The 23637-nt window shown below is 47.5% G+C and carries 23 protein-coding genes; 7 read left to right on the top strand and 16 right to left on the bottom strand.

Going from position 1 to position 23637, the window contains the following annotated elements:
* Positions 1-35 precede the first annotated feature (35 nt).
* On the top strand, positions 36-611 hold the full coding sequence (locus IE163_RS02480; protein ID WP_189429804.1) for a hypothetical protein: 576 nt from the start codon (positions 36-38) through the stop codon (positions 609-611).
* A gap of 52 nt (positions 612-663) precedes the next feature.
* On the opposite strand, the gene IE163_RS02475 is transcribed toward IE163_RS02480, so the two are convergent.
* From IE163_RS02475 to IE163_RS02465, 3 genes are all read right to left on the bottom strand, one after another.
* Positions 664-1269: a hypothetical protein gene (locus IE163_RS02475; protein WP_189429802.1), complete on the bottom strand. Its 606-nt coding sequence runs from the start codon at positions 1267-1269 to the stop codon at positions 664-666.
* A gap of 99 nt (positions 1270-1368) precedes the next feature.
* Complete coding sequence (locus IE163_RS02470) at positions 1369-2406, bottom strand: SMP-30/gluconolactonase/LRE family protein (RefSeq protein WP_189429800.1); 1038 nt, start codon at positions 2404-2406, stop codon at positions 1369-1371.
* 65 nt (positions 2407-2471) lie between these two features.
* Complete coding sequence (locus IE163_RS02465; RefSeq protein WP_189429798.1) at positions 2472-3029, bottom strand: hypothetical protein; 558 nt, start codon at positions 3027-3029, stop codon at positions 2472-2474.
* A 266-nt stretch (positions 3030-3295) separates the two neighbouring features.
* Here IE163_RS02465 and IE163_RS02460 point away from each other — a divergent pair, with 266 nt between their 5' ends.
* A complete protein-coding gene (locus IE163_RS02460; RefSeq protein ID WP_189429796.1) occupies positions 3296-3895 on the top strand; it encodes a DUF2459 domain-containing protein in 600 nt (199 codons plus the stop codon).
* Positions 3896-4133: 238 nt separating this feature from the next.
* Positions 4134-6926: a hypothetical protein gene (locus IE163_RS02455; protein ID WP_189429794.1), complete on the top strand. Its 2793-nt coding sequence runs from the start codon at positions 4134-4136 to the stop codon at positions 6924-6926.
* 102 nt (positions 6927-7028) lie between these two features.
* On the opposite strand, the gene IE163_RS02450 is transcribed toward IE163_RS02455, so the two are convergent.
* From IE163_RS02450 to IE163_RS02430, 5 genes are all read right to left on the bottom strand, one after another.
* Complete coding sequence (locus IE163_RS02450) at positions 7029-7385, bottom strand: barstar family protein (protein WP_189429793.1); 357 nt, start codon at positions 7383-7385, stop codon at positions 7029-7031.
* Positions 7382-7786: a guanyl-specific ribonuclease gene (locus IE163_RS02445; protein ID WP_189429791.1), complete on the bottom strand. Its 405-nt coding sequence runs from the start codon at positions 7784-7786 to the stop codon at positions 7382-7384. The genes IE163_RS02450 and IE163_RS02445 overlap by 4 nt, the downstream gene beginning before the upstream one ends.
* A gap of 74 nt (positions 7787-7860) precedes the next feature.
* Positions 7861-8862: a nuclease-related domain-containing protein gene (locus IE163_RS02440; RefSeq protein ID WP_189429789.1), complete on the bottom strand. Its 1002-nt coding sequence runs from the start codon at positions 8860-8862 to the stop codon at positions 7861-7863.
* A gap of 100 nt (positions 8863-8962) precedes the next feature.
* A complete protein-coding gene (locus IE163_RS02435) occupies positions 8963-9487 on the bottom strand; it encodes a TlpA family protein disulfide reductase (RefSeq protein ID WP_189429788.1) in 525 nt (174 codons plus the stop codon).
* Positions 9488-9491: 4 nt separating this feature from the next.
* On the bottom strand, positions 9492-9944 hold the full coding sequence (locus IE163_RS02430; RefSeq protein ID WP_189429786.1) for a DUF4826 family protein: 453 nt from the start codon (positions 9942-9944) through the stop codon (positions 9492-9494).
* Positions 9945-10268: 324 nt separating this feature from the next.
* On the opposite strand from IE163_RS02430, the gene IE163_RS02425 reads away from it, so the two are divergent.
* Together IE163_RS02425 and IE163_RS02420 are read left to right on the top strand one after the other, a co-directional pair.
* The gene (locus IE163_RS02425) at positions 10269-10511 is read left to right on the top strand and encodes a type II toxin-antitoxin system ParD family antitoxin (RefSeq protein WP_189429784.1); all 243 of its coding nucleotides are present in this window, start codon (positions 10269-10271) and stop codon (positions 10509-10511) included.
* Entirely contained in the window at positions 10504-10794 is a 291-nt protein-coding gene (locus IE163_RS02420; RefSeq protein ID WP_189429782.1) for a type II toxin-antitoxin system RelE/ParE family toxin, read from the top strand. Before IE163_RS02425 ends, IE163_RS02420 begins: the two co-directional genes overlap by 8 nt.
* A gap of 104 nt (positions 10795-10898) precedes the next feature.
* Here IE163_RS02420 and lpdA read toward each other — a convergent pair whose 3' ends face one another.
* The 6 genes from lpdA to IE163_RS02390 form a co-directional block, all read right to left on the bottom strand.
* Positions 10899-12311 carry a dihydrolipoyl dehydrogenase gene (gene lpdA / locus IE163_RS02415; RefSeq protein WP_189429778.1) on the bottom strand — a complete coding sequence of 471 codons (1413 nt, stop codon included), beginning with the start codon at positions 12309-12311 and terminating at the stop codon, positions 10899-10901.
* Positions 12312-12509: 198 nt separating this feature from the next.
* Positions 12510-14450 (bottom strand): pyruvate dehydrogenase complex dihydrolipoyllysine-residue acetyltransferase, encoded by a 1941-nt coding sequence (gene aceF, locus IE163_RS02410; protein ID WP_189429775.1) that lies wholly within the window; start codon positions 14448-14450, stop codon positions 12510-12512.
* An 11-nt stretch (positions 14451-14461) separates the two neighbouring features.
* Entirely contained in the window at positions 14462-17128 is a 2667-nt protein-coding gene (aceE, locus tag IE163_RS02405) for a pyruvate dehydrogenase (acetyl-transferring), homodimeric type (RefSeq protein ID WP_189429773.1), read from the bottom strand.
* Positions 17129-17176: 48 nt separating this feature from the next.
* Positions 17177-17935, bottom strand: a complete 759-nt coding sequence (gene pdhR, locus IE163_RS02400) for a pyruvate dehydrogenase complex transcriptional repressor PdhR (protein ID WP_189429771.1) — start codon at positions 17933-17935, stop codon at positions 17177-17179.
* Positions 17936-18166: 231 nt separating this feature from the next.
* Positions 18167-18664, bottom strand: a complete 498-nt coding sequence (locus tag IE163_RS02395; RefSeq protein ID WP_189429769.1) for an STAS domain-containing protein — start codon at positions 18662-18664, stop codon at positions 18167-18169.
* A 28-nt stretch (positions 18665-18692) separates the two neighbouring features.
* Positions 18693-20021 carry a PP2C family protein-serine/threonine phosphatase gene (locus IE163_RS02390; protein ID WP_189429768.1) on the bottom strand — a complete coding sequence of 443 codons (1329 nt, stop codon included), beginning with the start codon at positions 20019-20021 and terminating at the stop codon, positions 18693-18695.
* Positions 20022-20274: 253 nt separating this feature from the next.
* Here IE163_RS02390 and IE163_RS02385 point away from each other — a divergent pair, with 253 nt between their 5' ends.
* Both IE163_RS02385 and IE163_RS02380 read left to right on the top strand, forming a co-directional pair.
* Positions 20275-21102: an ABC transporter permease subunit gene (locus IE163_RS02385; RefSeq protein WP_189429766.1), complete on the top strand. Its 828-nt coding sequence runs from the start codon at positions 20275-20277 to the stop codon at positions 21100-21102.
* Positions 21099-22010: an ABC transporter ATP-binding protein gene (locus IE163_RS02380; RefSeq protein WP_189429764.1), complete on the top strand. Its 912-nt coding sequence runs from the start codon at positions 21099-21101 to the stop codon at positions 22008-22010. Before IE163_RS02385 ends, IE163_RS02380 begins: the two co-directional genes overlap by 4 nt.
* Positions 22011-22071: 61 nt before the next feature.
* On the opposite strand, the gene ampE is transcribed toward IE163_RS02380, so the two are convergent.
* Together ampE and ampD are read right to left on the bottom strand one after the other, a co-directional pair.
* On the bottom strand, positions 22072-23064 hold the full coding sequence (gene ampE, locus IE163_RS02375; RefSeq protein ID WP_189429761.1) for a regulatory signaling modulator protein AmpE: 993 nt from the start codon (positions 23062-23064) through the stop codon (positions 22072-22074).
* Positions 23061-23627 (bottom strand): 1,6-anhydro-N-acetylmuramyl-L-alanine amidase AmpD, encoded by a 567-nt coding sequence (ampD, locus tag IE163_RS02370; protein WP_189429760.1) that lies wholly within the window; start codon positions 23625-23627, stop codon positions 23061-23063. Before ampD ends, ampE begins: the two co-directional genes overlap by 4 nt.
* Positions 23628-23637: the final 10 nt, after the last annotated feature.

Genomic DNA, 23637 nt, shown 5'->3' with positions numbered 1-23637 from the left:
TATTTACAACTTCTCGAAGGTATAAAGGATTTAACATGCGCAAGCTGATACCGTTTTCGTTAATATTAACTAGCTTACTGGCCTTTAGCTGCCAGGCCAGTACCCTGATTACCGCAGAAAACCTTGATCGATTGCAAGCCAGCCATGCGGCAGTGCGTGCTTTGGATCAGCAATTTCAAGATGACAACCAAGTTGAGCCGAATTTAGTATTAGCGCCACATTGTGATTGGCAAAAACACTATCAGTCGTTTAACCAAGACAATGTCACCCAGGCGCAGGTGCGTCAGTTTGAAGAGCTAATTAAACAGTATGGCTTCCGCTCGGGCGCCGAATACTATGAGCTGAGTATGAAAGTGACGTCGCAAGCTTTAACTGCAATGGCAGCGCATTTACAACAATACGATATTACACCGGATGCAAACTCAGCTATTGGTAAAAGCATGCTACAAATGCAGCAGCTAAATAAAGTTATTCGCTCGTGTTTAACGAACGCCGACCAAGCCGCCTTAAAACGTTACGAAACAAAAATTACTGAAATTCTGACGCTAATGACGGCAGATGACAGTGATGGTGACGATTTCGATCATAACGACTACGACACGCAATATTAGCCACTGCAACCACGCTACCAGGCAAACTGCCGCCTCGTAGTAGCCGACCCAGCTATTCGCTATGGCCCCAGGGCGCGGGTGGTAACTCAGCAAGCGGCTGGCTTAAGTCAAAATCGATACGCCAGCTCCATTCACTGCCGCGCACCGTGCCATAGGTATAACGTACCCCTGGTTCAATTTCGATGCGCCAGCCGCGAAAATAACCTGACTCCGCCGTTCTCTCTACTGACTGAAACTCATGCCGGATAACCGTACCCTCTCCATAAGAAAACCCACCGTACATGGTGACCTTGTCGTCATCACCTTCTTTCGTACGATGATCATGGCGCAGCTCCAGCTTATCGGCGTGTTTCGTAAAGATCCAGGTACGGGAACGGTTCCAGTCTGCAGTGGCTTCCAGCTCAATATGAAAAGGCACCTTTAATTGCGAATCAGTGCATTCGCGAAAATGCACAATCAATAACTCAGTACCGGTTAGCATATCGTCACCTTCCGGCTCCAGGGTCAGCTTACCCGGATACGCCTTACCGCATTGCAGGCTCAATTGCTGAAAAAACTGCTCAAAAGCAGCAGACGAAGACGTTAACGCCGGTGTTTTAGCAACACCCGGTATCGCGACAGCAAAGCCTAAGGCAGTTAACACAGTAAGGTAATTCATTAATTTTAGCTCACTCTAAGGGCAGAAAATGCTAGCCGGGCTATTCACCCTAACCCAAATAACTCCTGGCGGCCAGATTAAAAATGGGTGCAGTAGCAATCAAGGCGCCAGCTTAATCCTTAACAAATACTGACTTGCGGTAATATAAAGCCAGTCGTTATCCAAACTTAATGCGACATTAGCAGCTGCAACACCGGTTAGGATGGTGCCTAAGTGTTCAGCCGTTGGCGAAATAACCCAAACCCCGCCAGGCCCGGTGGCAAGTAAGATGCCAGAAGGCAATATCTTTAAGCCATCGGGTAAGCCATGGGTGCTTTGTGCGACAGCCGTAGCATCAAAAAACAATTCAGCTGCGCCTAACTGGCCATCGGCTTGCACAGGATAACGCCACCACTGTGCCGCAGCCGGGTCTGAATTTGCAACATAAAGCCACTGCTCATCCGGCGAAAAGGCTAAACCATTAGGCCGGGTTAAATTGGCAGCCAGCAGGCTAACGCTGCCATCCACGCTTACCCGATAGATACCGTTAGCCTGTTGTTGCTTTTGCGCGGCGTTATCTGCGCCTTTTAAACCATAGGGCGGATCGGTAAAATAATAGGCACCGCTGCTGTGCTGCACTAAATCGTTCGGGCTGTTAAAAAGCTTATTCTGATACTCGCCCGCCAAAGTAAGATATTGCGGTACCGACGTTGCTGCATCTTGTAAAATTGCTAAGCGTCTGTCGCCATGCTGCGCCAAAACCAACTGATTATCGCTATTAAAAATCAGACCATTAGCGCCTTGCTGTAAGTTATCTTCAGGGTAGATGCCGGTATAACCCGATGGCTTTAAATAGACACTTAACCCCTGCGACGCACTCCAGCGATAGACAATATTCTCTGGCACATCAGAGAATAAAACATCGCCACTTGCAGGCTCAACAACAGGGCCTTCTGACCATCGAAAACCTTTGGCCAATAGCTCCAACCGGGCATCTGCAGCAACAACCTCAAGCATAGCAGGGTGCTTTACAGATACTGGCTGTACTTGCCATGGCTGCGCGATAGGCTCAGGCTCAGTCGCGAAAAGGGGCGCACTAAAGCCCCCGGAAAGACAGTTAATAATACAGCTAACAATAATGTACGTCCAAATGCGCATGCGTGTGGCTCACCTTATTAACACCATAGAGGCAGCCTAACACTTCGCTAGAACGAAAGAAAACACTAGCTACACTGATACTGAGCGATTGCCAGGCGAATCGGTTCGGTTCCTGCTGCCGACCCCGTGATCACCAGTTCGCCGTGCTGTTCGGTAAATTCAAACTCGCCTAGCCAATTTAGCCTGCTGATTGGCGTTAATTGATAGAAACCATAATCATTGCGGCAAACATAGCTAAAATAATGATAGGCACGGCCCATAGCGCCAGGATCTGCCGTATAAACAGCGATATTACCCTGTAACCGATATTGTTTAGCTTGCGGCGCAAAATCGAGAAATATGTAACTCGCACACACCAAACTAAGCAGCGCCATATGCATCACGGCCACGCTGGCAAACACAACACGCGCATATTTACGCCAACCGGTTAGCAGCATCCCGCTTAACCACCAAAGCGCCAGGCCAGTTAGCGCAAGTTTCACCGGTACCAGATAGGCACTCACCTGATACATCAATTTCGGGCTATGCCACTGCAGCGAAAAACTGTTTCCTAAAAACAATGTTTCAATCATTAGCAAACTTATCAGCGCAAAACTTAAATACAAACGGCTGTTCACTGCCATGCCCAGGCTTCCTTGAAGGTTATAACTAACGACGCTGCTAAAATGCTACTTTATTGCGGTATTTTATACTCAGCAACATGGGTCTATGCTTTCATGCCAAAAGCAACTGGCTGCTAAAGCTCTGCTGCTAGTAAATCAAAGCAGAGTGTTTATTATCTTTACAATAGCGATGAACCTGACCTTAACGTCACTACAGTTTAGGTCCAGCAATTTTACACCGCAGTGTATAAGCGCTTTTCTTGAATATAACAGTCTAAGGGGTAAAGATGAAAATCAGCACGGTATTTATTGTACTGCTTTTACTACCGCTAATTAGCGGCTGCAGCGCTATCATTAGCGCACCAGAAACGGTGTACCAGCCACGTGAGGTTCAGTTACTGCAACATGGCCGTCATAGCTCGCTGTTACTCACTGCAGCGGATCAATCCCGGCTACGCTATTCCTTTGGCGACTGGGCCTGGTATGTGGAGAGCGATCAGAGTCTGGCTAGCGGCAGCCGCGCCTTATTTAAAGACAGTAAAGGTGCTCTGGGCCGCCAGATCGTAGCCCCGACAACAGCCGGTGAAAATCTCGCTGCCAAAGTGGGTGTAGGTATTGGTCAGGCTTATCTATTTCAGGTAGAAGCCGCACAGGTTGATGCGCTAATAAAGTCGCTAGAGCAGCAGTTTACTGCCAGCCAAAGCGTCCCTTTTTATAGTGCCGAGCGCCACCTTAGCTTTGTGCCGCATAGCCGGCCTTATAGCTATAGTTATAACTCAAACCATCAAGCCGCCGATTGGCTGCGCGCGCTTGGCTTGCAGGTGCAGGGTAATCCGGCATGGGGGAATTGGCGGGTTAAAGATAGCACCACAGCTAAAAATCATTAAATAGCTCACTTTTTTAGCTCCGGCAATTTTGCTATTCAGACATGAAGATGAACACAACCGAGCGACATATTTTTAAACCTGAGTGGACTGCCGCCCTAGTTACCGTGGTGATCATGAGGTACATCATCACAGCTTAAATGGCGATAGCAGACTATTTTTCGTTAGGACAATTGTCGCCGCTGTTAAAATACTGCAGAATCATGTTTATATTTTAAGCAAGAATATTAACAGGATTATCATGCTACGGAATGCACTAGCGTTTTCGTTACTACTTGCTGTAACCGGTTGTGGTGGAGGCGGTAGCGATAGCTCATCTACGCCCGGCACAGGTACTGGTGGCAATTCGGGTAACGGCTCTGACCCTTTAGCCCAATTCATCAATGTACAATCTCAATACACTGGCCTTAAAACGGCAGCAGCATTAGATAAGACGGGGGCTTCCCGTTTTATGCAAACCATCACCACTCTGCACCCAGAGTTACTGCCTACTTATGATGACGAAGCCGGCAGCAGTGAACGACTTTGCATTAATGGTGGCAGCGCCACGCTTACCCCAAATAAGGCAAACACGGAAATAGCCATAACATTTAATCAATGTAATGAAGGCGGAAATATTTTTACTGGTAACGCGACTCTGAGAGTAGTCAGCACCAATGCTTCGGGTGATATTACTGAAGCAATAACCGTTTACCAAGATACACAACTTCGTACTGACAACAATATATTTATCATCAGAGGTACCAGCAGACAGCGTGAACTTACCGGGAGTTGTGACAGTACTTTAAATCTAAATAACCTGCTTCTGACAGTACAAGGCAGCAGCGAACAATGGTACTTTGAAAACCTCTACGATCAGCGGTTCGGTAGCTACGGTATTTACTGTGAAAACGGTGGTATGGCTTTGCAAGGTCGCGTTTATATTAGTGATATAGGCTATGTAAATGTAACCACGCCAACATTATTAAAGTTACCTACAATGATTGTAACGCAACCTCAGCAAGGTCATTTAGCCTTGGCAGGTGCTGATGGGCACGTTTTCAATTGGCAAATTAAAAATGATGGCTCTCCGTATAACGCCTTGTTTACTTATCACTTTACCCTAAATGGCCCTAACGAATTTCACTATGTCTACCGCGCTACAACGCTAAATAATCAACTGCTCACCAATTTCCGTGATTCAGATGGCGATGGCATGCCCGATGCCTGGGAGAGCTACTTTGGGTTGAACCCTGCAGATCCTAATGATGCGATACAAGACGCTGATGGAGACGGGTATACCAACCTTGAAGAATTTCGCTATCTAGGCAATCCACAAAATGCCGATATCATGCCTTTTATTTATAAGATAGACGTTAAATTACAACATGAGCCAGGGCGTCAAACAGCACTTATCTATGCAGAAACGCTTTTAACGCATCAACAGGGTGCTGCAGCGTATAATAGTGAACTTGTCTACTACACCGCAGAGCCTATGCGCTTTAGCGAAAGCAATCATGATTGTGTGCTTTCAGACAATAGATTACAAGCGCGCTGCGCTATTCGTGATATCAATGCCGGGCAAATCGCCAGCCATATTATCGTGTTAGACGCTCCAAGCTCGCAGCTAACAGCAATTACAGCGCCACTGAGCGTAGAGCTGGTTACAACGGGTTTAAACACTTCAAATCAACAAACGGCAACCACCGAGTTATCCCGCGCTGCAGCAATACTAGACTTTACGCTATACTCGGCGGCGCAAGAATCTGCACCAATAATAGCCGTGCTGAATGAGCCAACAAGTACTACCCTAAGGTTGGCTCTTTCCTCAGCCAGCGATCGTATCTCTGGTATAACGCTTAAACTTGAGTTGCCCGACTTTGCTAATGCTGAGGCGCAATGTAAACAATTTGATGATTGGCAACCCTGTGACAATTTCAATATCCGTTATCCAGATTACAATACTGAGATAGCATTGAACGTTACCGCAACCGCAACAGGTATTGGGCAAGCAACATTTCAACTATTTGCGCCTGACAATACTGAAGTGCTTGCCAATTGGTCATTCCCAATAATTGCTGGTCAAGACACAGCGGTGCTGCAACAGCAAATTGATGCCGCAGCAGCAGGCGCAATAATGAATGTCCCCGCAGGCATTTATATTGGTAGCCTGCATTTAACCGATAAAAATATCACGCTGCGGGGTACTACCAAGCAAACTTATTTGCTTGGTAAAGCATTGCCAAACAGCTATGAACAGCGGATGTTGTTGATCGATCACAATAGTGAAATTAGTGATTTCACCTTATCCAGCTTACAAATTGAAACGGGTGAAAATGGTGCTATCCTTACCTCTAACCGCATGGGTGCCACCGAGTTATTGCTCCCCGGTAATGAGATTAATGCCAATGGCAGCATTACCCTGCAAAAAAACCAGTTTATAACTAATTACTATGACACGCCCTTTGCTAACTTTTTTAATGGCTCATACTGTACAGGGGTGCGTTTACTGAAAAACGATTTCACTGCACCGCGTGATTTTATCTATACCAATAATTTAATGTTAAAAGACAACAACATACCAAATTATTGCCACCCTATTTATCTCGCCGGTGGCTATATCAGTAAAATTGAGCACAACACCATAATGGGTATTTATGAGTTTCTTGAATTACGGGCTTATGACGGAGCCAGCCATATTGAACTACTTATGCGCAACAACGTGTTTAGCCAGGTAAATACTGCTTTAAGTCTGCAGTTCACCCTTGAGCAGTTCACCATGCCACCACTGCTCAAAATAGACATCATTAATAATTTGTACGATGAGACAAGGTACCCGGTGTATGGTGCAGCTTTGCCATATACGATGGCAGACAACCTCTTTACTGCGGCTGGCCTGAACAGCTTCGGTATACCCATGGCGGGTTCAGCTGTGATTGATGCCGCAGCAACAAGCACTATCACAGATGACTTTTTTGGGAATAGCAGACCAACAGACGGAGATGGTAATGGCGAGGCATCGCCAGATATTGGGGCTATTGAGAAGCAACCCTAGCATAGCTATTTATGCTTAACTGGGGCTAACTCTTGGCGAAAATAAAAGTATTGCGAAAAGTTGCATAGTAACGCCTAGCAGATGTTAAGTCTTACCTAACACCTAACCAGGTTCAATATACAACTCAACACTAAGCGCGATACCTTTGGTTGTGGCATAGTGCAGAATATCTTGCATAAGTTGCTGCCAACAAGCCAACGCCTGCTCATCAACAGCTGCCTTGCTATCAATGGCAAAACGCCAAACCGTTGCCTGTTTTAACGTATCCACTTTGTCCAGCAACAGATCATAGGCCGCATCAAAGTTGCCACCAAAATAGTCAGGAAACTGAAATGAAGTTTGCAAGCAATGTAAAATGCTGTCGCGGTTCACACTGTTGTTATCCGCTAAACTCATAGCATTTGCAGGCGCAACAGCATGCAGCAGAGTAATACTACTATTGAGATCAAGTAAACTCATGGTGCTCCGCTAATTTGCCGAAAAGATTTGTAATGATCTTCAGTATAATAATACACATCAGGCGGATTGCCCCCTGTCACCACGCGCCTTGGCCCACGATGCGAGAGACCTGGTGTATCTACCGTATATTCCCGGTAATAGCCACTGTACTTAATGGGTAACAAACGTTCTCGGTTATGAAAGGTAATGCCATCACGATCGTATGGAAAGGGGCCGTTATTGCGGATCCGAACTAGCGTTTTTTGTAACTCACGCTGCTGAGCAGATAGGCCCGGTTGCAGGCTCTCGCTTTGCTCGGCTACAACATTTTGAAAGCCTTCATCCAAGGCATTGCTTATATTGTTTCCCTGAAAATGGTAAATGCCCGCTACGACCAGCAGCAGCAATAGAAACTTTTTCATAAAAATCCTTTTTTAAGTTAGTACCAGCCAATCATTACAGAGATGCAGTACCTTTACAATAGTATCAACCCCCGCTAGCGCTGCGGCCCGCTAACCTGTTGTTTATGGGCTTTGCGTAACGCTGGTTGTGACGAAGCAGTAAGATTGAGCTTGGCAGCAAACTGGCGCAACTGCTCATCACTAAAACAAGGTTGGGTAAATTGTTGTATATAATCTGCTACTTGCCGGATATAACACACATGCGCAGGCAGTGGCGTTTTAAGCTGAGCGCGCTCACTAAAAGCCACCACCGAATGCACTTGTCTGCTATCTTGCAAAGTTAAGCCTAGGGCGAACTTTACTGCCTCAGTATGCTTATGATTCTGCCGTAAAGGATTTTGAAAACTGTGTTTACGACGAAAATGCTGTACTGTCCACAAGGACTGCAGCTCACTGCCGAAGATCCAGCCCCGGTAGTTTTTTACCTCCACCACAAAAATACCAAAACGGCTCAGCACCAGCTGATCAATCTCAGTTAAATCGCCCTGCGCGGTCTGCAAGATCAGATTACGATAGTGCTGATAACCTGCAGGCAACTGCCGCAACAATAAGCGATGTAACTGCCGCTCGGCCATAATGCCTAAAAACCGCGCTTTACTACCAAACAACACCAATAACAGGATGTTGGGCAGCAGTAACAACAACAGAAAAATAAGGATATAGGGAATATACGGCTGGAACAGGCTAAACAGCATAGTGCCCATATCGAACTTAAGTGGTGCCGCTGCAGTGCGTTCAGGCATGGCAGTTAATACTGCAGGCTCGGTGACTTGGCTAGCGGCCGAAGTCGGCACAATCTTTTTAGGCGGCACATTGCTTAACACCAGCGGCTTAGCGGGTGCCGCTATTGGGTTTTGGCAATGCTGGTTAAAATCCCGCTTAGCTTGCCGATAATGACGATGTTCTGGCTGCGCCGCAAAACGGTCAATTTGCTGCTGCAACAGTAAACAGGTTGCCTCGGTATACTGCTGCTGACCAGCAACAGAGTTCGACCAAACCACAAAAAGCAACGCAACCACACTTAATAAAAACCGCATCTTTCATCCCTGATTAATTATTTTACTTTTAGCGTAAGGCCGTACTAGCCTTTTGAATAATATGAAACACGTGAACAAATCACCGCTGTATCATCAGCGTCTAACGGCTGCGCAGCCAAAGCCCCAGCGCCGTGCTATACCCCAGCGACTTAGCGCTAATATGGCCATTTTCATCAATTACATAATAGGTGGGAAAGGCCTGAATCTGGTAATCCGTTGCCATTTGCTGATTACCCAGCAATACCGGCACCTGTAAGTCTAAATCCGCGATAAACTCGCTTACCTGCTCGGCAGAATCATATTGCAGCGCAATAGCATATACCGCAAGCCCCTCGTTATCGGCTTGCAGGTACTTCAGGTTTGGCATACTAAGGCGGCAAATGCCGCACCAGGGCGCAAAAAAATACAGTAAGGTTTTTTGCCCTTGTATTTGCTGCTCTGATAATTGCTGCTCTGGTATTCCCCTCTCTAATAACTGGGCAGAACGAAATAATTCGCCTTCTAGCGTTACCGCGATAAAGGCCGGCGCTGCACTCGCTTGCGCTAACAACCCGCGTTCTTTATACCAGCTAATCCCCAGAAATAGGCTTACTGCCAGCAGTATCGAAAGGATCCAGGATTTCATCGGATTAATCCCAATCCCACAACTCATCATCAGCCGCCCACAGCGCCAGCAACTGCGCCTGACGGCTAAGTTGTTTCGCCTTCGCGGCCAAATCGCCGCTAAGCTCCGGGCTGCCTTGCCAAGCGGTACCTTTATTGGCGTCAGCGGCAAGCGTGGTCCATTTATGCGCAAAGGCGGCCATCGCATCACGGGGTTCGGGTAAATCGGTGGCGCTAAGATGGTCAAACGGCACGGGTTGGGGCTGTGTGCCGGTGCTATCGCCAGCCAGGATCCAGTGCCCGACAAACCCCGGGTCCTCTGGGTTTTCTACCGCCCATAACCCAACATAAGGCGCGGTATACCATTCCGGCCAGTCGCAAATCACGCCATGCGGGATTTGCTGGGTTTTCACGTAAGTTTCAATGGCCGCAAACTGGCTGTCACACCAAGCCCAGTCTTGCGCGTCGTCTAAATCCATCTTCAAGCTCCAGCATTAAATGCAGTTGTTACCTGTGGCTATGGTAACAACTTCTGCCGAATTTTACTGCGCAAGCTAACGACTTTCGGAGCACTTTTCGCCTAATTGGACAAGTCACCCTGGGTGACAGCTGTTCCAACGTTTTGCCTTAGGTTTCTTGAATGTATGATCCGAACCACTGGCACCCAGCTTAAGCGCCTCGGTATCTTAAATTTCTCGGTATCTGGCTCCGAAGGTCAAAGCTGCGTGACGCAACAAACGTAAATTTGACCGCTATCGCAAGCGTGCTACAATTTGTGTTAATTAATCATACAGGAGCTACTAATGGCTAGAACAACCAGTGTGACAATTGGCGCACAATTGGACGACTTTATTAGCGAATTAATTGCCACAGGCCGGTATGGTTCCACCAGTGAAGTAGTGCGCTCAGCACTAAGATTACTGGAACGTCAGGAAAAACAACTGGTCGCGTTACGACAGGCTGTGGCGGCAGGTGAGCAAAGCGGAATAAGTGATTTAACACTAAGCCAAATCGCCGCTCAGGTGAAACAAAAACACAATGTATAGACTTTCGCGGCTTGCCGCTGAAGACTTTGCCATTATTTACGAGTACACCCTACTCAATTTTGGTGTGCGTCAGGCCGATGCTTATACGCAAGATTTAGAAAAGGTATTAGCGTTACTGAGTGACCACCCATTTATTGGCATTACCAGTGAAGAGATTGGAAAGGATATCCGGCGCCACGATCATCAATACCATGCTATTTTCTACCGGAGTACCGATGGTAATCTCTTTGTCCTGCGAATACTCCACCAGCAAATGGAAGCGACACGCCATCTATTCGAGTAGCGCCGTAGCTATTGGATCTCGGAGTCAGATGTAATTAGATTAGTGTCATTAACAACAAAGGCCGCATTTGCGGCCTTTGTTTTAAACGCTCAAACTAAGAAAAATTACTTCTTCTTCGCTTTCGGATTTGGCAGGTCGGTGATAGAACCTTCGTAGATCTCTGCGGCTAAGCCGATAGACTCGTTTAGCGTTGGGTGTGCGTGGATGGTTAACGCGATATCTTCGGCGTCGGCACCCATTTCAACGGCTAAGCAGATTTCGCCCAGCATTTCACCGGCGTTAATACCGACAATGGCGCCACCAATGATGCGGTGCGTGTCTTTGTCGAAGATTAACTTGGTGAAGCCTTCAGTACGGGCTGAGGCGATGGCACGGCCAGACGCTGCCCATGGGAAGGTGGCAGTTTCGTACTTTAAGCCTTGCTCTTTGGCTTCTTTCTCGGTTACACCGGTCCAAGCCATTTCTGGATCGGTATAGGCAACTGATGGAATGCAGCGTGGATCGAAGAAGTGCTTCATACCTGAGATCACTTCAGCTGCTACGTGGCCTTCATGTACCGCTTTGTGCGCTAACATTGGCTGGCCAATAACGTCACCGATAGCATAGATATGGCCAACGTTGGTGCGCAGTTGCTTATCAACATTGATAAAGCCGCGCTCGTCTACGTTTACGCCAGCTTTAGCGGCATCTAACAGGGCACCATTTGGCTTACGGCCAACAGCCACTAAGATCTTGTCGTAACGAACGGCTTTCTCTGGGGCGTTTTTGCCTTCAAAGGTCACGTATAAACCATCTTCTTTGGCTTCTACGGCAGTTACTTTAGTAGACAGCATAATGTTAAAGTTTTTGCTGTTGTACTTGGTGTAGGCTTTCACGATGTCGGCATCGGCTGCTGGTACTAACTGATCAGCAAATTCTACTACGGATACTTTAGAACCCAGTGCACGGTAAACAGTACCCATTTCCAGGCCGATAATACCGCCACCTAATACCAGCATTTCGCCTGGAATATCTTTTAATTCCAGTGCGCCGGTAGAGTCGATAACCCGTGGATCATCTTTTGGAATAAATGGCAGGGCTACTGGCTCTGAACCGGCAGCAATAATAGCGTGTTCAAAGGTGATAGTAGTATCGCCAACCTGTAAGGTGTTGGCGCCGGTAAATTTACCGAAACCGTTCACTACTTTCACTTTACGCATTTTCGACATACCGGCCAGGCCGTTGGTTAACTGACCAACGACTTTGTCTTTCCAGGCACGGATTTTATCTAAATCGATTTCTGGTGCACCAAAGGTCACACCGTGTGAGGCCATATCGCGGGCATCGTCAATCACTTTTGCAACGTGTAATAGCGCTTTTGATGGGATACAGCCTACGTTTAAGCATACGCCACCTAAGGTGCTGCGCGCTTCCACTAAGGTTACTTCTAAACCTAAATCTGCGGCGCGAAAAGCTGCAGAGTAACCACCAGGGCCAGCGCCCACTACTACTACTTGGGTTTTAATATCGTTGCTCATGGTTTTACCTTTTCATTAAGTCGGTTATCTGACAGCGTATCGTTGTAGGGTACAGCTATCAGGCGAAAAAAGTGGCGGAATTTTAACATCAGAGCCGCCGCTCTGTAACCTAAGATTGCACTAATAATATAAAATTAATCATGCAAAATTACGCCACTTGCACGGCCTAAGCCGCTTTTATCGTGGCGTAAGCCGGTTTTACATAATAATTTGCCGGATATCGGCCAGGTAACTGGCTAAGGTGGCAGTAAAGCGTGCCGCCAGTGCGCCGTCAATTACCCTATGGTCGTACGATACCGATAATGGCAGCATTAACTTAGGTTCAAAGTCTTTGCCGTTCCACTTTGGTTTAATCTCCGATTTTGAGACACCCAAAATGGCCACTTCTGGCGCGTTAACAATAGGCGTAAAGGCAGTACCGCCAATGCCACCCAGGCTAGAGATAGTAAAGCAGCCGCCCTGCATATCGCTGGCAGTCAGTTTACCCTCACGCGCTTTTACCGAAATCTCCTGCAGCTCACGCGACAGCTCGATAATGCCTTTTTTGTTGACATCCTTAACTACCGGTACCACTAAGCCGTTTGGCGTATCAACTGCAATACCTAAATGCACGTACTTTTTCAGAATTAAGCTGGCACCATCTTCGGATAAGGAGCTGTTAAAGGTTGGGAATTCTTCCAACGCTTTAGCCACGGCCTTCATAATAAAGACCAATGGGGTGTACTTCACGCCCATTTTCTTTTTATCAGCCAGTGCATTTTGCTCTTTGCGGAAGTCTTCTAAACCGGTGATATCGGCTTCATCAAACTGGGTAACATGCGGAATACGTACCCAGTTACGGTGTAAGTTAGCACCCGACAGCTTTTGAATCCGCGATAAGGCTTTGGTTTCTACTTCGCCAAACTTAGCAAAGTCGACCTTTGGCCAGGCCAGTAAGTCGAAGCCCATATTGTTGCCGCCAGTAGTGGCGCCTGCAGCCGGAGCGGCCCCGCTTTCTACCTGCTTAACCAGCTGCTTCACGTAGTTTTGTACATCTTCTTTAACTACGCGGCCTTTACGACCGGTACCTTTCACCTTTGCCAGGTTAATACCAAATTCGCGCGCTAAGCGGCGAATGACCGGCGAAGCGTGAGCATAGGCGCTGTTTTCAACAAAGCCATCATTGCTGCTTGCCGGTGCACTGGGGGCCGCCTCTTTTGCTGATTCGGCTTTTGGCGTGTCGGTTTTAGCTGATTCGGCGGCGGGCTTACTAGCTGCTGCCGGTGCTTTGCCTGCCACTTCAAATACCATAATCAAGCTACCGGTTTTTACCTTGCTACCGGTTTGTACTTTGATTTCTTTTACCACACCGGCGAACGGCGCTGGCACTTCCATTGAGGCTTTATCACCTTCAACACTCAAAAGTGATTGATCGGCAGTAACCTTGTCGCCAACCTTGACCATAATTTCGGTCACTTCCACTTCATCACCGCCGATATCCGGTACTGCAACGTCTTTTTGCTCAGTACTGGTAGCTTGCTCAGCCGCTGGCGCTGCTTCAGGTGCTTTGGCTGGAGCGGCAGGTGCTGCTGCCTTGGCACTACCTGCAACTTCAAACACCATAATCAGGCTGCCGGTTTTTACTTTGCTGCCGCTTTGTACTTTGATTTCTTTGACTACACCGGCAAAGGGTGCTGGCACTTCCATTGAAGCTTTATCGCCTTCAACGCTAAGCAGTGACTGGTCGGCAGTAACGCTATCGCCAACTTTCACCATAATGTCAGTCACTTCAACTTCGTCGCCACCAATATCTGGCACTGCGACTTCTTTTAGCTCGGCAGCGGCTGGTTTTTCAGCAGCATTCTTTTCAGCAGCAGGCGCTGCCGCTTTTTCTGCCGCAGGGGCCTCTTTTTCAGCAGCTTTTGCCTCATCAGCGGCGAATACCATAATAATGCTACCGGTTTTTACCTTGTCGCCTACGCTAACTTTAATTTCCTTTACGGTGCCCGCTTCGGCAGCCGGAACTTCCATCGAGGCTTTGTCACCTTCAACGCTTAACAGCGACTGGTCGGCAGCAACTTTGTCGCCCACCTTAACCAGAATTTCGGTAACCTCTACCTCATCTGCACCAATATCTGGTACTTGAATTTCAATCGTCATGACAAATCCTCTTATGCGTACAGCGGGTTGATTTTGTCAGCGTCAATGCCAAATTTCTTAATAGCATCGGCCACTACCGCTTTCTTCAACTCGCCCTGCTTCGCCAGTTCATTTAGCGCAGCCACTACGATATAACCGGCATTCACTTCAAAGTGACGGCGCAGGTTTTCACGGCTGTCTGAGCGACCAAAACCATCAGTACCCAACACCTTGTAAGAAGCACCCGGCACAAAGGCGCGGATCTGCTCGGCGTAGTTTTTCATATAGTCGGTGGCAGCAATGGCCGGCGCTTTGTTAAGCACAGTAGCCACAAAAGGCACCTTCTCGGCAGCTTCTGGGTGCAGCATATTGAAACGCTCGCAATCCTGACCGTCGCGCGCCAGCTCGTTAAACGAGGTAACTGAATACACATCAGAGGCGACATCGTAGTCTTTGCTTAGAATGTCAGCGGCTTTACGCACTTCATTTAAAATGGTGCCTGAACCCAGTAGCTGCACTTTACCGCGACCACCATTAAATGACTCCAGCTTGTAAATCCCTTTACGGATCCCTTCTTCAGCGCCTTTTGGCATCGCCGGATGATGGTAGCTCTCGTTCATTACCGTAATGTAGTAGTAAATATTTTCCTGCTCTGGACCATACATACGGCGGATACCGTCTTGCAGAATCACGGCCAGCTCATAGGCATAAGTAGGATCGTAAGAAATACAGTTAGGTACGGTACCGGCCAGAATATGGCTGTGACCATCTTCGTGCTGTAAACCTTCGCCATTTAGGGTAGTACGACCTGCAGTAGCACCTAATAAGAAACCTCGCGCTTGCTGATCACCGGCCAACCACGCCATATCACCGACGCGTTGGAAACCAAACATCGAGTAGTAGATATAGAACGGGATCATGGGTAAATCGTTAGTGCTGTAAGAGGTGGCCGCAGCTACCCAAGATGACATAGCACCTAACTCGTTAATCCCTTCTTGCAGCACCTGACCGCCGATATCTTCCTTGTAGTACGACACCACAGAGCGATCTTCTGGCGTATAATTCTGGCCACTTGGGTTATAAATACCAATCTGGCGGAACAAGCCCTCCATACCAAAGGTACGGGCCTCATCAGCAATAATCGGTACGATACGCTGACCAATATGGCTGTCTTTTAACAGAATATTTAAGGCTCGCACATAGGCTAGCGTAGTAGAAATTTCGCGTTTCTGCTCATCTAACAGGGAATCGAAAGCAGATAGCTCAGGCAGCGTCAGGGTTTCGCTAAACTTCGGTAACCGTACCGGCGTATAACCATGTAAGGCTTTACGACGATCGTGTAAATACTTCAGCTCTGGTGAGCCTTCTGGCAGAGTGATGTACGGTAAGTCGGCTACTTGCTCTTCGCTAATGTAGTCTTCTAAGCCTAAACGGGTGCGCAGTTGCTTCACATGCGTCAGGTCCATTTTCTTCACCTGGTGCGCAATGTTTTTACCTTCTGCGGCATCGCCCATGCCATAACCTTTAACGGTTTTGGCTAAGATAACCGTTGGCTTGTCGGTGCAGTTTTGCGCCGCTTTAAAGGCAGCAAACAGCTTCGATGGCTCATGACCGCCGCGTTTTAAAGCGAAAATTTCTTCATCAGTCATATCCGCGACTAAAGCAGCGGTTTCTGGGTAACGACCGAAGAAATGCTTACGCACATAAGCGCCATCATTGGCTTTGTAAGTTTGGTAATCACCATCCAGGGTTTCGTTCATCAGCTGTAATAGCTTGCCAGTAGTGTCTTTGGCTAACAACTTGTCCCAGCCGCGACCCCATACTACTTTGATCACGTTCCAACCGGCGCCACGGAATAACCCTTCCAGCTCCTGGATGATTTTGCCGTTACCCATTACAGGGCCATCTAAGCGCTGTAAGTTACAGTTAACTAAGAAACACAGGTTGCCCAATTTTTCACGGGCTGCAAAGCTAATCGCACCGCGTGATTCTGGCTCGTCCATCTCGCCGTCACCTAAAAAGGCATAGACGCGCTGCTCTGTAGTATCTCTTAAACCACGGCCATTTAAGTATTTTAAGAAACGCGCCTGATAAATCGCCGTGATTGGGCCCAAGCCCATAGAAACGGTAGGGAATTGCCAGAATTCAGGCATTAATTTCGGGTGTGGGTAGCTGGATAAACCAGTACCGTCCACTTCTTGACGGAAATTATCTAACTGCGCAGCCGTTAAGCGGCCTTCAACAAAGGCGCGGGCATAAATACCCGGTGAAATATGGCCTTGATAATACACTAAGTCGCCGCCGTCTTTTTCGTTCGGTGCGCGAAAGAAGTGGTTAAAACAGGTTTCATAAAAGGCGGCTGAAGATTGGAACGACGCCATATGGCCACCCAGCTCCAAATCTTTTTTCGAGCCACGCAGCACGATCATAATGGCATTCCAACGGATCACCGAGCGGATACGTCGCTCCAGGTTAACATCACCTGGGTAAGCCGGCTCTTGTTGTGGCGGAATGGTGTTAATGTAGTTGGTGGTAACACCGGTAGGCATATCAACGCCTTCCAACCGGGCTTGCTCCAGCACTTGCTCAAGCAAAAACTGCGCCCGCTCTACCCCTTCGGCACGCACCACTGACTCCAACGCTTCCAGCCACTCTTTGGTTTCTAAAGCGTCGATGTCAACCTTACTGACTTCAGACATATCGAGGTTTCCTTTGGTTAATCACGCCCCCGGCGTGCTGCAAAAATATTATGCCTGCTGTGAGCGGCGTAGCGAGCGCTCAATGCGCGAGCGCTCTTTGCTTACTTCCAGCAAGGCTTCTTCTATAAAGGCTAAGTGACCATTACTAACTTGGCGCGCCAGTTCCGGCTCTCGGCTAATTACCGCCTGCATTAGCCGCCGCCGGTGCTCATTCAATTTCTCGGCGATCCCGTCGCGTTCCTGCAACGCTGCTAAATTTAAGCGGATATTTTGTTCAGTCAACGGCGTTAAGCTTCTGACCAGATGTAACAACACTACATTGTGTGAAGCTTCGGCCACCGCCAGATAAAACTGGCTAACGGCTCTGGCTTCGGCTTCTGAATCCTGCAATTGCTGGTTCAGACAAATCTCTTCATATAAGGTTTTAATCTTTTTATGATCCGCCTCGGTGCCACGCAGTGCAGCGTAGTAGGCACAAATGCCCTCTAAAGCATGGCGAAACTCTAAAAAATCGAATTGTGAATCAGGGTACTGTGCCATCAATGCAAATAAGGGATCGGTCAGATCCTTGACCAAATTATCACACACATAGGTACCGCCACCCTGGCGTCGACTTAGTAGCCCCTTGGCTTCTAATTTTTGAATGGCTTCACGCAAAGAAGGCCTTGATACCGCAAAGCGCTCGGCCAGCTCACGTTCCGACGGTAGCTTTTGACCAGGCTTAAAACTGCCTTCCAGCAGCATATGCTCCAGCTGTGCCACTATCTGATCAGAGAGCTTGGCGGGCTTTATTTTTAAATCGGCCATAGCGGGTAAGTAAAGTCCTTGCTTTGCTATTAAGGTAAATTGGTCTTACCAATTTACGAAAAGTGGGCAGCAGGCTATCATTTTCTGCGCAAGATGTAAATAAAGCAGATTTTTCGGCAGCTGGCAACCCACAAATAATTAGAGTTATTACTCAAAATGACGGGATTGTTTCAGTATTGAAATAAATTGGTCTTACCAATTTATTGACTGGCAGAGTAGCCTTCCTTTAAGTTACTCACCAAGTTGCTGTTTTAATAAATCCACTACCGGTTGAAAGGCGCTTTTATTTTTATCATTTAATGCCACCAAAGCCTGATGTGCCCGCAAGATCATCAAACCTTGTTGCTGTTCGCTGTAATTTTTTTCGGCAACCGGGTCCATGCTAAACTGCTGCATTGTTGGCTGCTCAATAATATCAAAAGCTTGATCTAAACAAAGGCCATACAGCAAGGTGTTTACTTCAGCCTGGGTAGAAAACAACGTGGGTTTGGGCAGCTGTTGCTGCTGGCAAAAACGCGCCAAACTGGCCAACATGCCAATATGAGTACTATCAATAAAAGACGCCTGATTTAAATCAATGACCAACCGATCACAGGCAATTTCTTTACTTACCAAACGTGCGAGCAAGTCATCCATGCCGGTGGCATGGGTATAGCGTAGTTCGCCACATAGTTTGATGTAGCAACTTTGCTCAACGCAGGCAAAAAAGATCTGATGAGGTATCGTCATAGTATTCTCCGACATAATTAAAGCAAACCTAGCGTATTAGATTGCGCTTTAACATCAGTATCGTTAAGTCATCGGGTAAACCCAGTGCCGGATTAATTGCCAATCGTTCCAGCAAAAGCGCGATATCCTGCTCAAGGTTACAATGCTGCAACAAGCTCTCTAATTTTTGCTCTGTGGCTGCTGGCGTCAATAAATCTAAAATACCATCAGAGCAGAGTATCAGCGCACTATGCTGCGGCAGCGTTAACGACTGCTGTTGGTAAACCGCAAAATCAAACATCCCAACTGGGGTACTTTTTAGCTCCAGATAGTTAGCCTGTTGCTGCTGTAGCAACAAAGGCCAGGGAAAAGCACCCGCATTAGCATAGGTTAGCTCCGCGGTTCGGGTATCTAGTACTGCATAAAACAACGCAATATATTTACTGATATTCTCCCGCAGTAACTCGGTATTTAAGGCGCTAAGCAGCGCAGCAGGCTCGAGCAATAACCTAGAGCTGCCCCTTTGATAATGTTCAACATAGGTGCTGATAAAACGTTTTAAATACACCGTCACAAAGGCAGAGGCCACACCATGGCCAGACACATCTGCAATATAAAATATAACGTGATGCTCATCGGCGCTAAAGTAGTCAACAAAATCACCGCTCATATATTCAGACGGATAAAGCGCATGGCTCAGTTGATATTCACCACAGCAAAAAAGCGCTGGGGGTAACATGGCAAACTGCAATTGTTTACCCGCCCGCTCACCGGCTTGTAACTCTGCTAACGACTGCTGCAATTGTAAATTGCTTAACTCTAATTGCTCAGTCCTGGCCTGCACCTGTGCCTCCAGTGTTTCCTTAGCCTGAGCAAGTTGTTTAATGGCCGTAAAAGCACGTAAAGCCGACATCACTGTTGTTGCCAAACGCTGTACTGTTAGCTCTGTTTTTGCCCGATAATCATTAATATCATAATCATGCATAACACGCTGTTCAGGCGCCTGTCCCGGTTGCCCGGTACGCAGCACTATGCGAACCAAATGATTTTGCAGCGTATCACGGATATATTGCACCAGCGTTAAACCGGCATCATCCGTTTCCATCACCACATCAAGTAAGATCAAAGCGATTTCGTTATGGGTTGCCAGGATGCTTTTCGCTTCAGCAGCGCTATAGGCACTGATAAATTGCAAGTTAGCCCCTTGATAGCTAAAGTCGCGCAGGGCCATTAGGGTTACCTGGTGAATTTCCGGTTCATCATCCACGATCAGAACGGTCCAATGCTGCGCATTGCTGGCAGCCAGTTCCTGATCCTCTGAGAATAGCAACTGGGTATCAGCGGCGAAAAGATCATGTTGTTCGGCGTGCTGCTTCATAAAAAACCTTGAGAGATAGCCATATAAACCAAAGATAAACAGCGATATCTAAACTTTTCTTTGTCTAGGGCACGCCCTAAGCGAATGCATAACTATACTATAGACGATTAAAGTGCCTTAGCGGATCAAAGTCGCTGATTAGGCCGACAGCGAAGTGCACTCCCTTGCCTTGTAAGCAGTTTGCTACAGTCTGGTTAAATGTCAGGTACTGAGTTAACATACTGGAGAACCTGACCATCGATAGGACGCGCCTATGTCTAACGCCTTGTTAACGCTACAACATACTGGGCTATATGCCATTTTTGAGCTACGCCGGCTATGGCTAACCCGCAGCGGCTTGATGACGCTCGCGGCCACCGCTGTTATTTGGGGGTTGCTACTTTATTATCTTGTATTGCCGGCTACAGAGCTGGTTAGCTCGCTGGCAAGCATGAATACCAACATTCGCGTTATGGGCAGCAATATTTTGCAGCACCTGGGCAACTGGCCTTCCTCAGAACTGACACTTTATTGGCTACTCAGTTTATTTTTACTACCCATTTTCTGCCTATTCTTTACCGCCAATCAACTCTGTAGTGATCTTGAGCGCGGTACTTTACGCTTTCTAAGCCTACGTAGCAGCCGCACGGCTATTTTGTTAGGCCGCTTTGCTGGCCAGATGCTAGTACAGGGCAGTCTCATTCTGCTAACCCTTACCGCGACCCTGGCAATCTCCGCTTGGAATGCCGGCAGTTTTACGCTACCGATGCTAAACGGTGCAGCGGTGATCTGGGTTAACTTGCTGCTCATTTTATTGCCGTTTACTGCATTAATGAGTGTTTTCTCTGCGCTGGCGCCTACAGCTAAACTGGCCGTTACTCTGGCGATCGTCAGTATCGGTGTCGGTTATGGGTTGCTCAGTTGGTTCACCAGCACTTATCCGGGATGGGCATTTTTACATCACTACCTACTTGGTGCTCAGGTCGGAAAAATTGCCACAGTACAAGGTTGGCAAACCTTACAATTTGCCACACTACCATTGCTGCAAAGCCTGGTTCTCTTGTTGTTAGCTTATGCAATTGTCAGGCGGAGAGCATTATGAGCGCCCTTATTCGTTGCACTAACCTTAACAAAAAATTCGGGCGTAAAGTCGTATTACACCAGCTTAGCTTCGAATTAATGCCAGGAGACACCGCGGCCTTAATTGGCCCCAATGGCGCCGGTAAAACAACACTCTTTAGTATTTTATGCGGCTATCTGCGGGCCGACAGTGGCATAGTCAACGTCCTAGGGCAACCAGCAGGGAGCAAAGCGTTATTTGGTAAGCTAAGTGCTTTGCCACAAGATGCGCAATTTGATCCCAGTTTTACTATTGCTGAGCAATTACAGTTTTATGGTCGTTTACAGGGGTTAACGGCTAAAGCTGCGGCTTCGGAAATGGCCAGAGTACTCTCTTTGGTTGATCTGGCAGGCGAGGCCAAACAAAAAGCGGCAGCCTTAAGCCACGGTATGCGTAAGCGAGCGGCCATCGCTCAAGCCTTTATCGGTAAACCACAGCTGGTGTTACTAGATGAGCCCACGGCAGGTTTAGATCCAGCCAACGCATTGGCCATTCGTAAACTGATTAGCTCATTAAGCGGCGAGATGAGCTTCTTAATCAGCTCGCATAATATTTTTGAACTGGAGCAGCTGTGTAATAAGGTGCTGTTTTTAGACAAAGGCGTGCTGCACAGCAATGTACATAGCAACCTCGCGCTAGATAATGCTCAGTACCTGACATTACAACTTGAGCAGGAAGCCGATCAACAGTTGCTGCAACAGCTCCAACAATTACCCGGCGTGCAAACGCTTACTCAACCGCAAAAGAAACAACTGGTATTTAGCCTGCACAGCGCGCAGGCAACAAGCTTTGATATCTTGTTGTTGCAATGTTTGGCAAGCCACGGCTGTCATTATCGTAGCCTGACTAAAGGGCAAACCTTAGAGCAAAAGTTATTCGACATCGCTTAAAATACGCTGTTTCTCCCACAAAAAAGGCGCCTAAATGGCGCCTTTTTCAGTATTTTAAGCCTTAGCTTAACCAACCACTCAACGTCAGAATAGCGGTAAAGGCTAAGAAGAACAACATGTTACGCTTGGCAAGCTGTACCATTGCACTGGTATCGTCTGCAGCTTGCAAAGGGGAGTCGATAATAGGTTCTGCTGCCTTGGCAACGTCCGTTACCACTTGTTGGTTATTGGCGGTAAAATCGAGAAAATAACCCAATAAGGCGTTAGATGCCCGCGAAAAATACCCTACTAATGCAAACCCCAAACCGAATAACCTGGCTGGGAAAAAGTCTGCCCAATGCAATAAATAATGCACTGCATCTTTGTTGGCTATGACAGCTTTGCTGTCATTAAAGACCGCATCTTCACTTGGTTCTGGCGTGCTGTCAGAGTCTGGCTCAAGATGCTCAGTTAACACTGTCTCATCAGCTACAGCGGTATCGGCAGTCTCTGTATCTGCTAACGGATCTACATGATTCGTTGCGGTCGTTGTCGCGGCAACCTGCTCTGTTTGCTCATTTAAATAGCGTAGCAAAGCGTAAGTAATAACACCAAAAGCACCCAGTAATAAGAACCAAAATACCACTGCAGCATAGTAGCGGAAGTTTAGCCAAACCAGCAGCAAACCGTTGGAGTCGTCTATAGTGCTGCGGCTGTCTTGCCGAATTTGCTGCATAGCCAAAAAAGCCGCTTCTTCATCACCGCGCTCCAATGCATTTAAATACTGTTTATAAAGTTGCCGGTAATGCCAGCAGCCGATACCAATTAATAGTACCAAGGTATTAACCACTAGCGTTAATAAACGGTTGTCTACCAATAAAAGTAATAACGCGACCAGCAAGCCTGGCAGCAAAATCCATAAATAACGGCCAATCGGATGCTCCGCCAGTTTGCTCATGCCTGAGCCAGCAGTGAGTTTAAGATATGCCTGGCAATATGGACGTGCTTGCCAGGCGTCACTGCGTACAGCAAGTCGTTCAATAATTAATGCCAGTAACATACTGATTAAGGTCATGCCTTGTTCTCCTTTAGCGCTTGTTTAAAACGCTGCCAATCAAAAACAGCTCCGGGGTCGGTTTTCCGCCCGGGAGCAATATCACAGTGTCCCACTATCCTTTCTAAGGTAATGGCTGGATACTGTTGCAGCAAATACCGGGTAAGTGCAAGCAAACTGGTATACTGCTGTTCAGTATAGGGTATATTGTCAGTCCCTTCTAACTCAATGCCTATTGAAAAGTCGTTACAGCGTTCCCGCCCGGCAAAACAACTGACACCGGCATGCCAGGCTCGCTTAGCAAAAGGGACGTATTGAAAGATCTGCCCATTACGCCAAATAACACAATGTGCTGCCACCCGTAATCCGGACAAGTCAGCAAAACTTGGATGTGCAGTCAGATCCAGAGTACCGCAAAACAACGCATCTACGTAACTGGTCAGCGGATCTGCAGCAAACTGCCCCGCTGGTAAGCTAATATTGTGAATAACCAGTAAACTAATTTGCTCGCCACTGGGTCTATCATCATAGTGAGCTGATGCGCGCTGCGTTACCGTACCTAGTAGGTTAGTTGGGAGACTCATGCAGATTTTT

Source organism: Alishewanella longhuensis (genome assembly GCF_014653435.1).
GTDB classification, from domain to species: domain Bacteria; phylum Pseudomonadota; class Gammaproteobacteria; order Enterobacterales; family Alteromonadaceae; genus Alishewanella; species Alishewanella longhuensis.
Note: the sequence above shows the minus strand (reverse complement) of the source record. Positions and strands in the feature narration are given on the sequence as shown.

Bases quoted from the DNA above. Each gene is read 5' to 3' on its own strand.
- IE163_RS02480 (WP_189429804.1), top strand. From the start codon at position 36: ATGCGCAAGCTGATACCGTTTTCGTTAATATTAACTAGCTTACTGGCC.
- IE163_RS02475 (WP_189429802.1), bottom strand. From the start codon at position 1,269: ATGAATTACCTTACTGTGTTAACTGCCTTAGGCTTTGCTGTCGCGATA.
- IE163_RS02470 (WP_189429800.1), bottom strand. From the start codon at position 2,406: ATGCGCATTTGGACGTACATTATTGTTAGCTGTATTATTAACTGTCTT.
- IE163_RS02465 (WP_189429798.1), bottom strand. From the start codon at position 3,029: ATGGCAGTGAACAGCCGTTTGTATTTAAGTTTTGCGCTGATAAGTTTG.
- IE163_RS02460 (WP_189429796.1), top strand. From the start codon at position 3,296: ATGAAAATCAGCACGGTATTTATTGTACTGCTTTTACTACCGCTAATT.
- IE163_RS02455 (WP_189429794.1), top strand. From the start codon at position 4,134: ATGCTACGGAATGCACTAGCGTTTTCGTTACTACTTGCTGTAACCGGT.
- IE163_RS02450 (WP_189429793.1), bottom strand. From the start codon at position 7,385: ATGAGTTTACTTGATCTCAATAGTAGTATTACTCTGCTGCATGCTGTT.
- IE163_RS02445 (WP_189429791.1), bottom strand. From the start codon at position 7,786: ATGAAAAAGTTTCTATTGCTGCTGCTGGTCGTAGCGGGCATTTACCAT.
- IE163_RS02440 (WP_189429789.1), bottom strand. From the start codon at position 8,862: ATGCGGTTTTTATTAAGTGTGGTTGCGTTGCTTTTTGTGGTTTGGTCG.
- IE163_RS02435 (WP_189429788.1), bottom strand. From the start codon at position 9,487: ATGAAATCCTGGATCCTTTCGATACTGCTGGCAGTAAGCCTATTTCTG.
- IE163_RS02430 (WP_189429786.1), bottom strand. From the start codon at position 9,944: ATGGATTTAGACGACGCGCAAGACTGGGCTTGGTGTGACAGCCAGTTT.
- IE163_RS02425 (WP_189429784.1), top strand. From the start codon at position 10,269: ATGGCTAGAACAACCAGTGTGACAATTGGCGCACAATTGGACGACTTT.
- IE163_RS02420 (WP_189429782.1), top strand. From the start codon at position 10,504: ATGTATAGACTTTCGCGGCTTGCCGCTGAAGACTTTGCCATTATTTAC.
- lpdA (WP_189429778.1), bottom strand. From the start codon at position 12,311: ATGAGCAACGATATTAAAACCCAAGTAGTAGTAGTGGGCGCTGGCCCT.
- aceF (WP_189429775.1), bottom strand. From the start codon at position 14,450: ATGACGATTGAAATTCAAGTACCAGATATTGGTGCAGATGAGGTAGAG.
- aceE (WP_189429773.1), bottom strand. From the start codon at position 17,128: ATGTCTGAAGTCAGTAAGGTTGACATCGACGCTTTAGAAACCAAAGAG.
- pdhR (WP_189429771.1), bottom strand. From the start codon at position 17,935: ATGGCCGATTTAAAAATAAAGCCCGCCAAGCTCTCTGATCAGATAGTG.
- IE163_RS02395 (WP_189429769.1), bottom strand. From the start codon at position 18,664: ATGACGATACCTCATCAGATCTTTTTTGCCTGCGTTGAGCAAAGTTGC.
- IE163_RS02390 (WP_189429768.1), bottom strand. From the start codon at position 20,021: ATGAAGCAGCACGCCGAACAACATGATCTTTTCGCCGCTGATACCCAG.
- IE163_RS02385 (WP_189429766.1), top strand. From the start codon at position 20,275: ATGTCTAACGCCTTGTTAACGCTACAACATACTGGGCTATATGCCATT.
- IE163_RS02380 (WP_189429764.1), top strand. From the start codon at position 21,099: ATGAGCGCCCTTATTCGTTGCACTAACCTTAACAAAAAATTCGGGCGT.
- ampE (WP_189429761.1), bottom strand. From the start codon at position 23,064: ATGACCTTAATCAGTATGTTACTGGCATTAATTATTGAACGACTTGCT.
- ampD (WP_189429760.1), bottom strand. From the start codon at position 23,627: ATGAGTCTCCCAACTAACCTACTAGGTACGGTAACGCAGCGCGCATCA.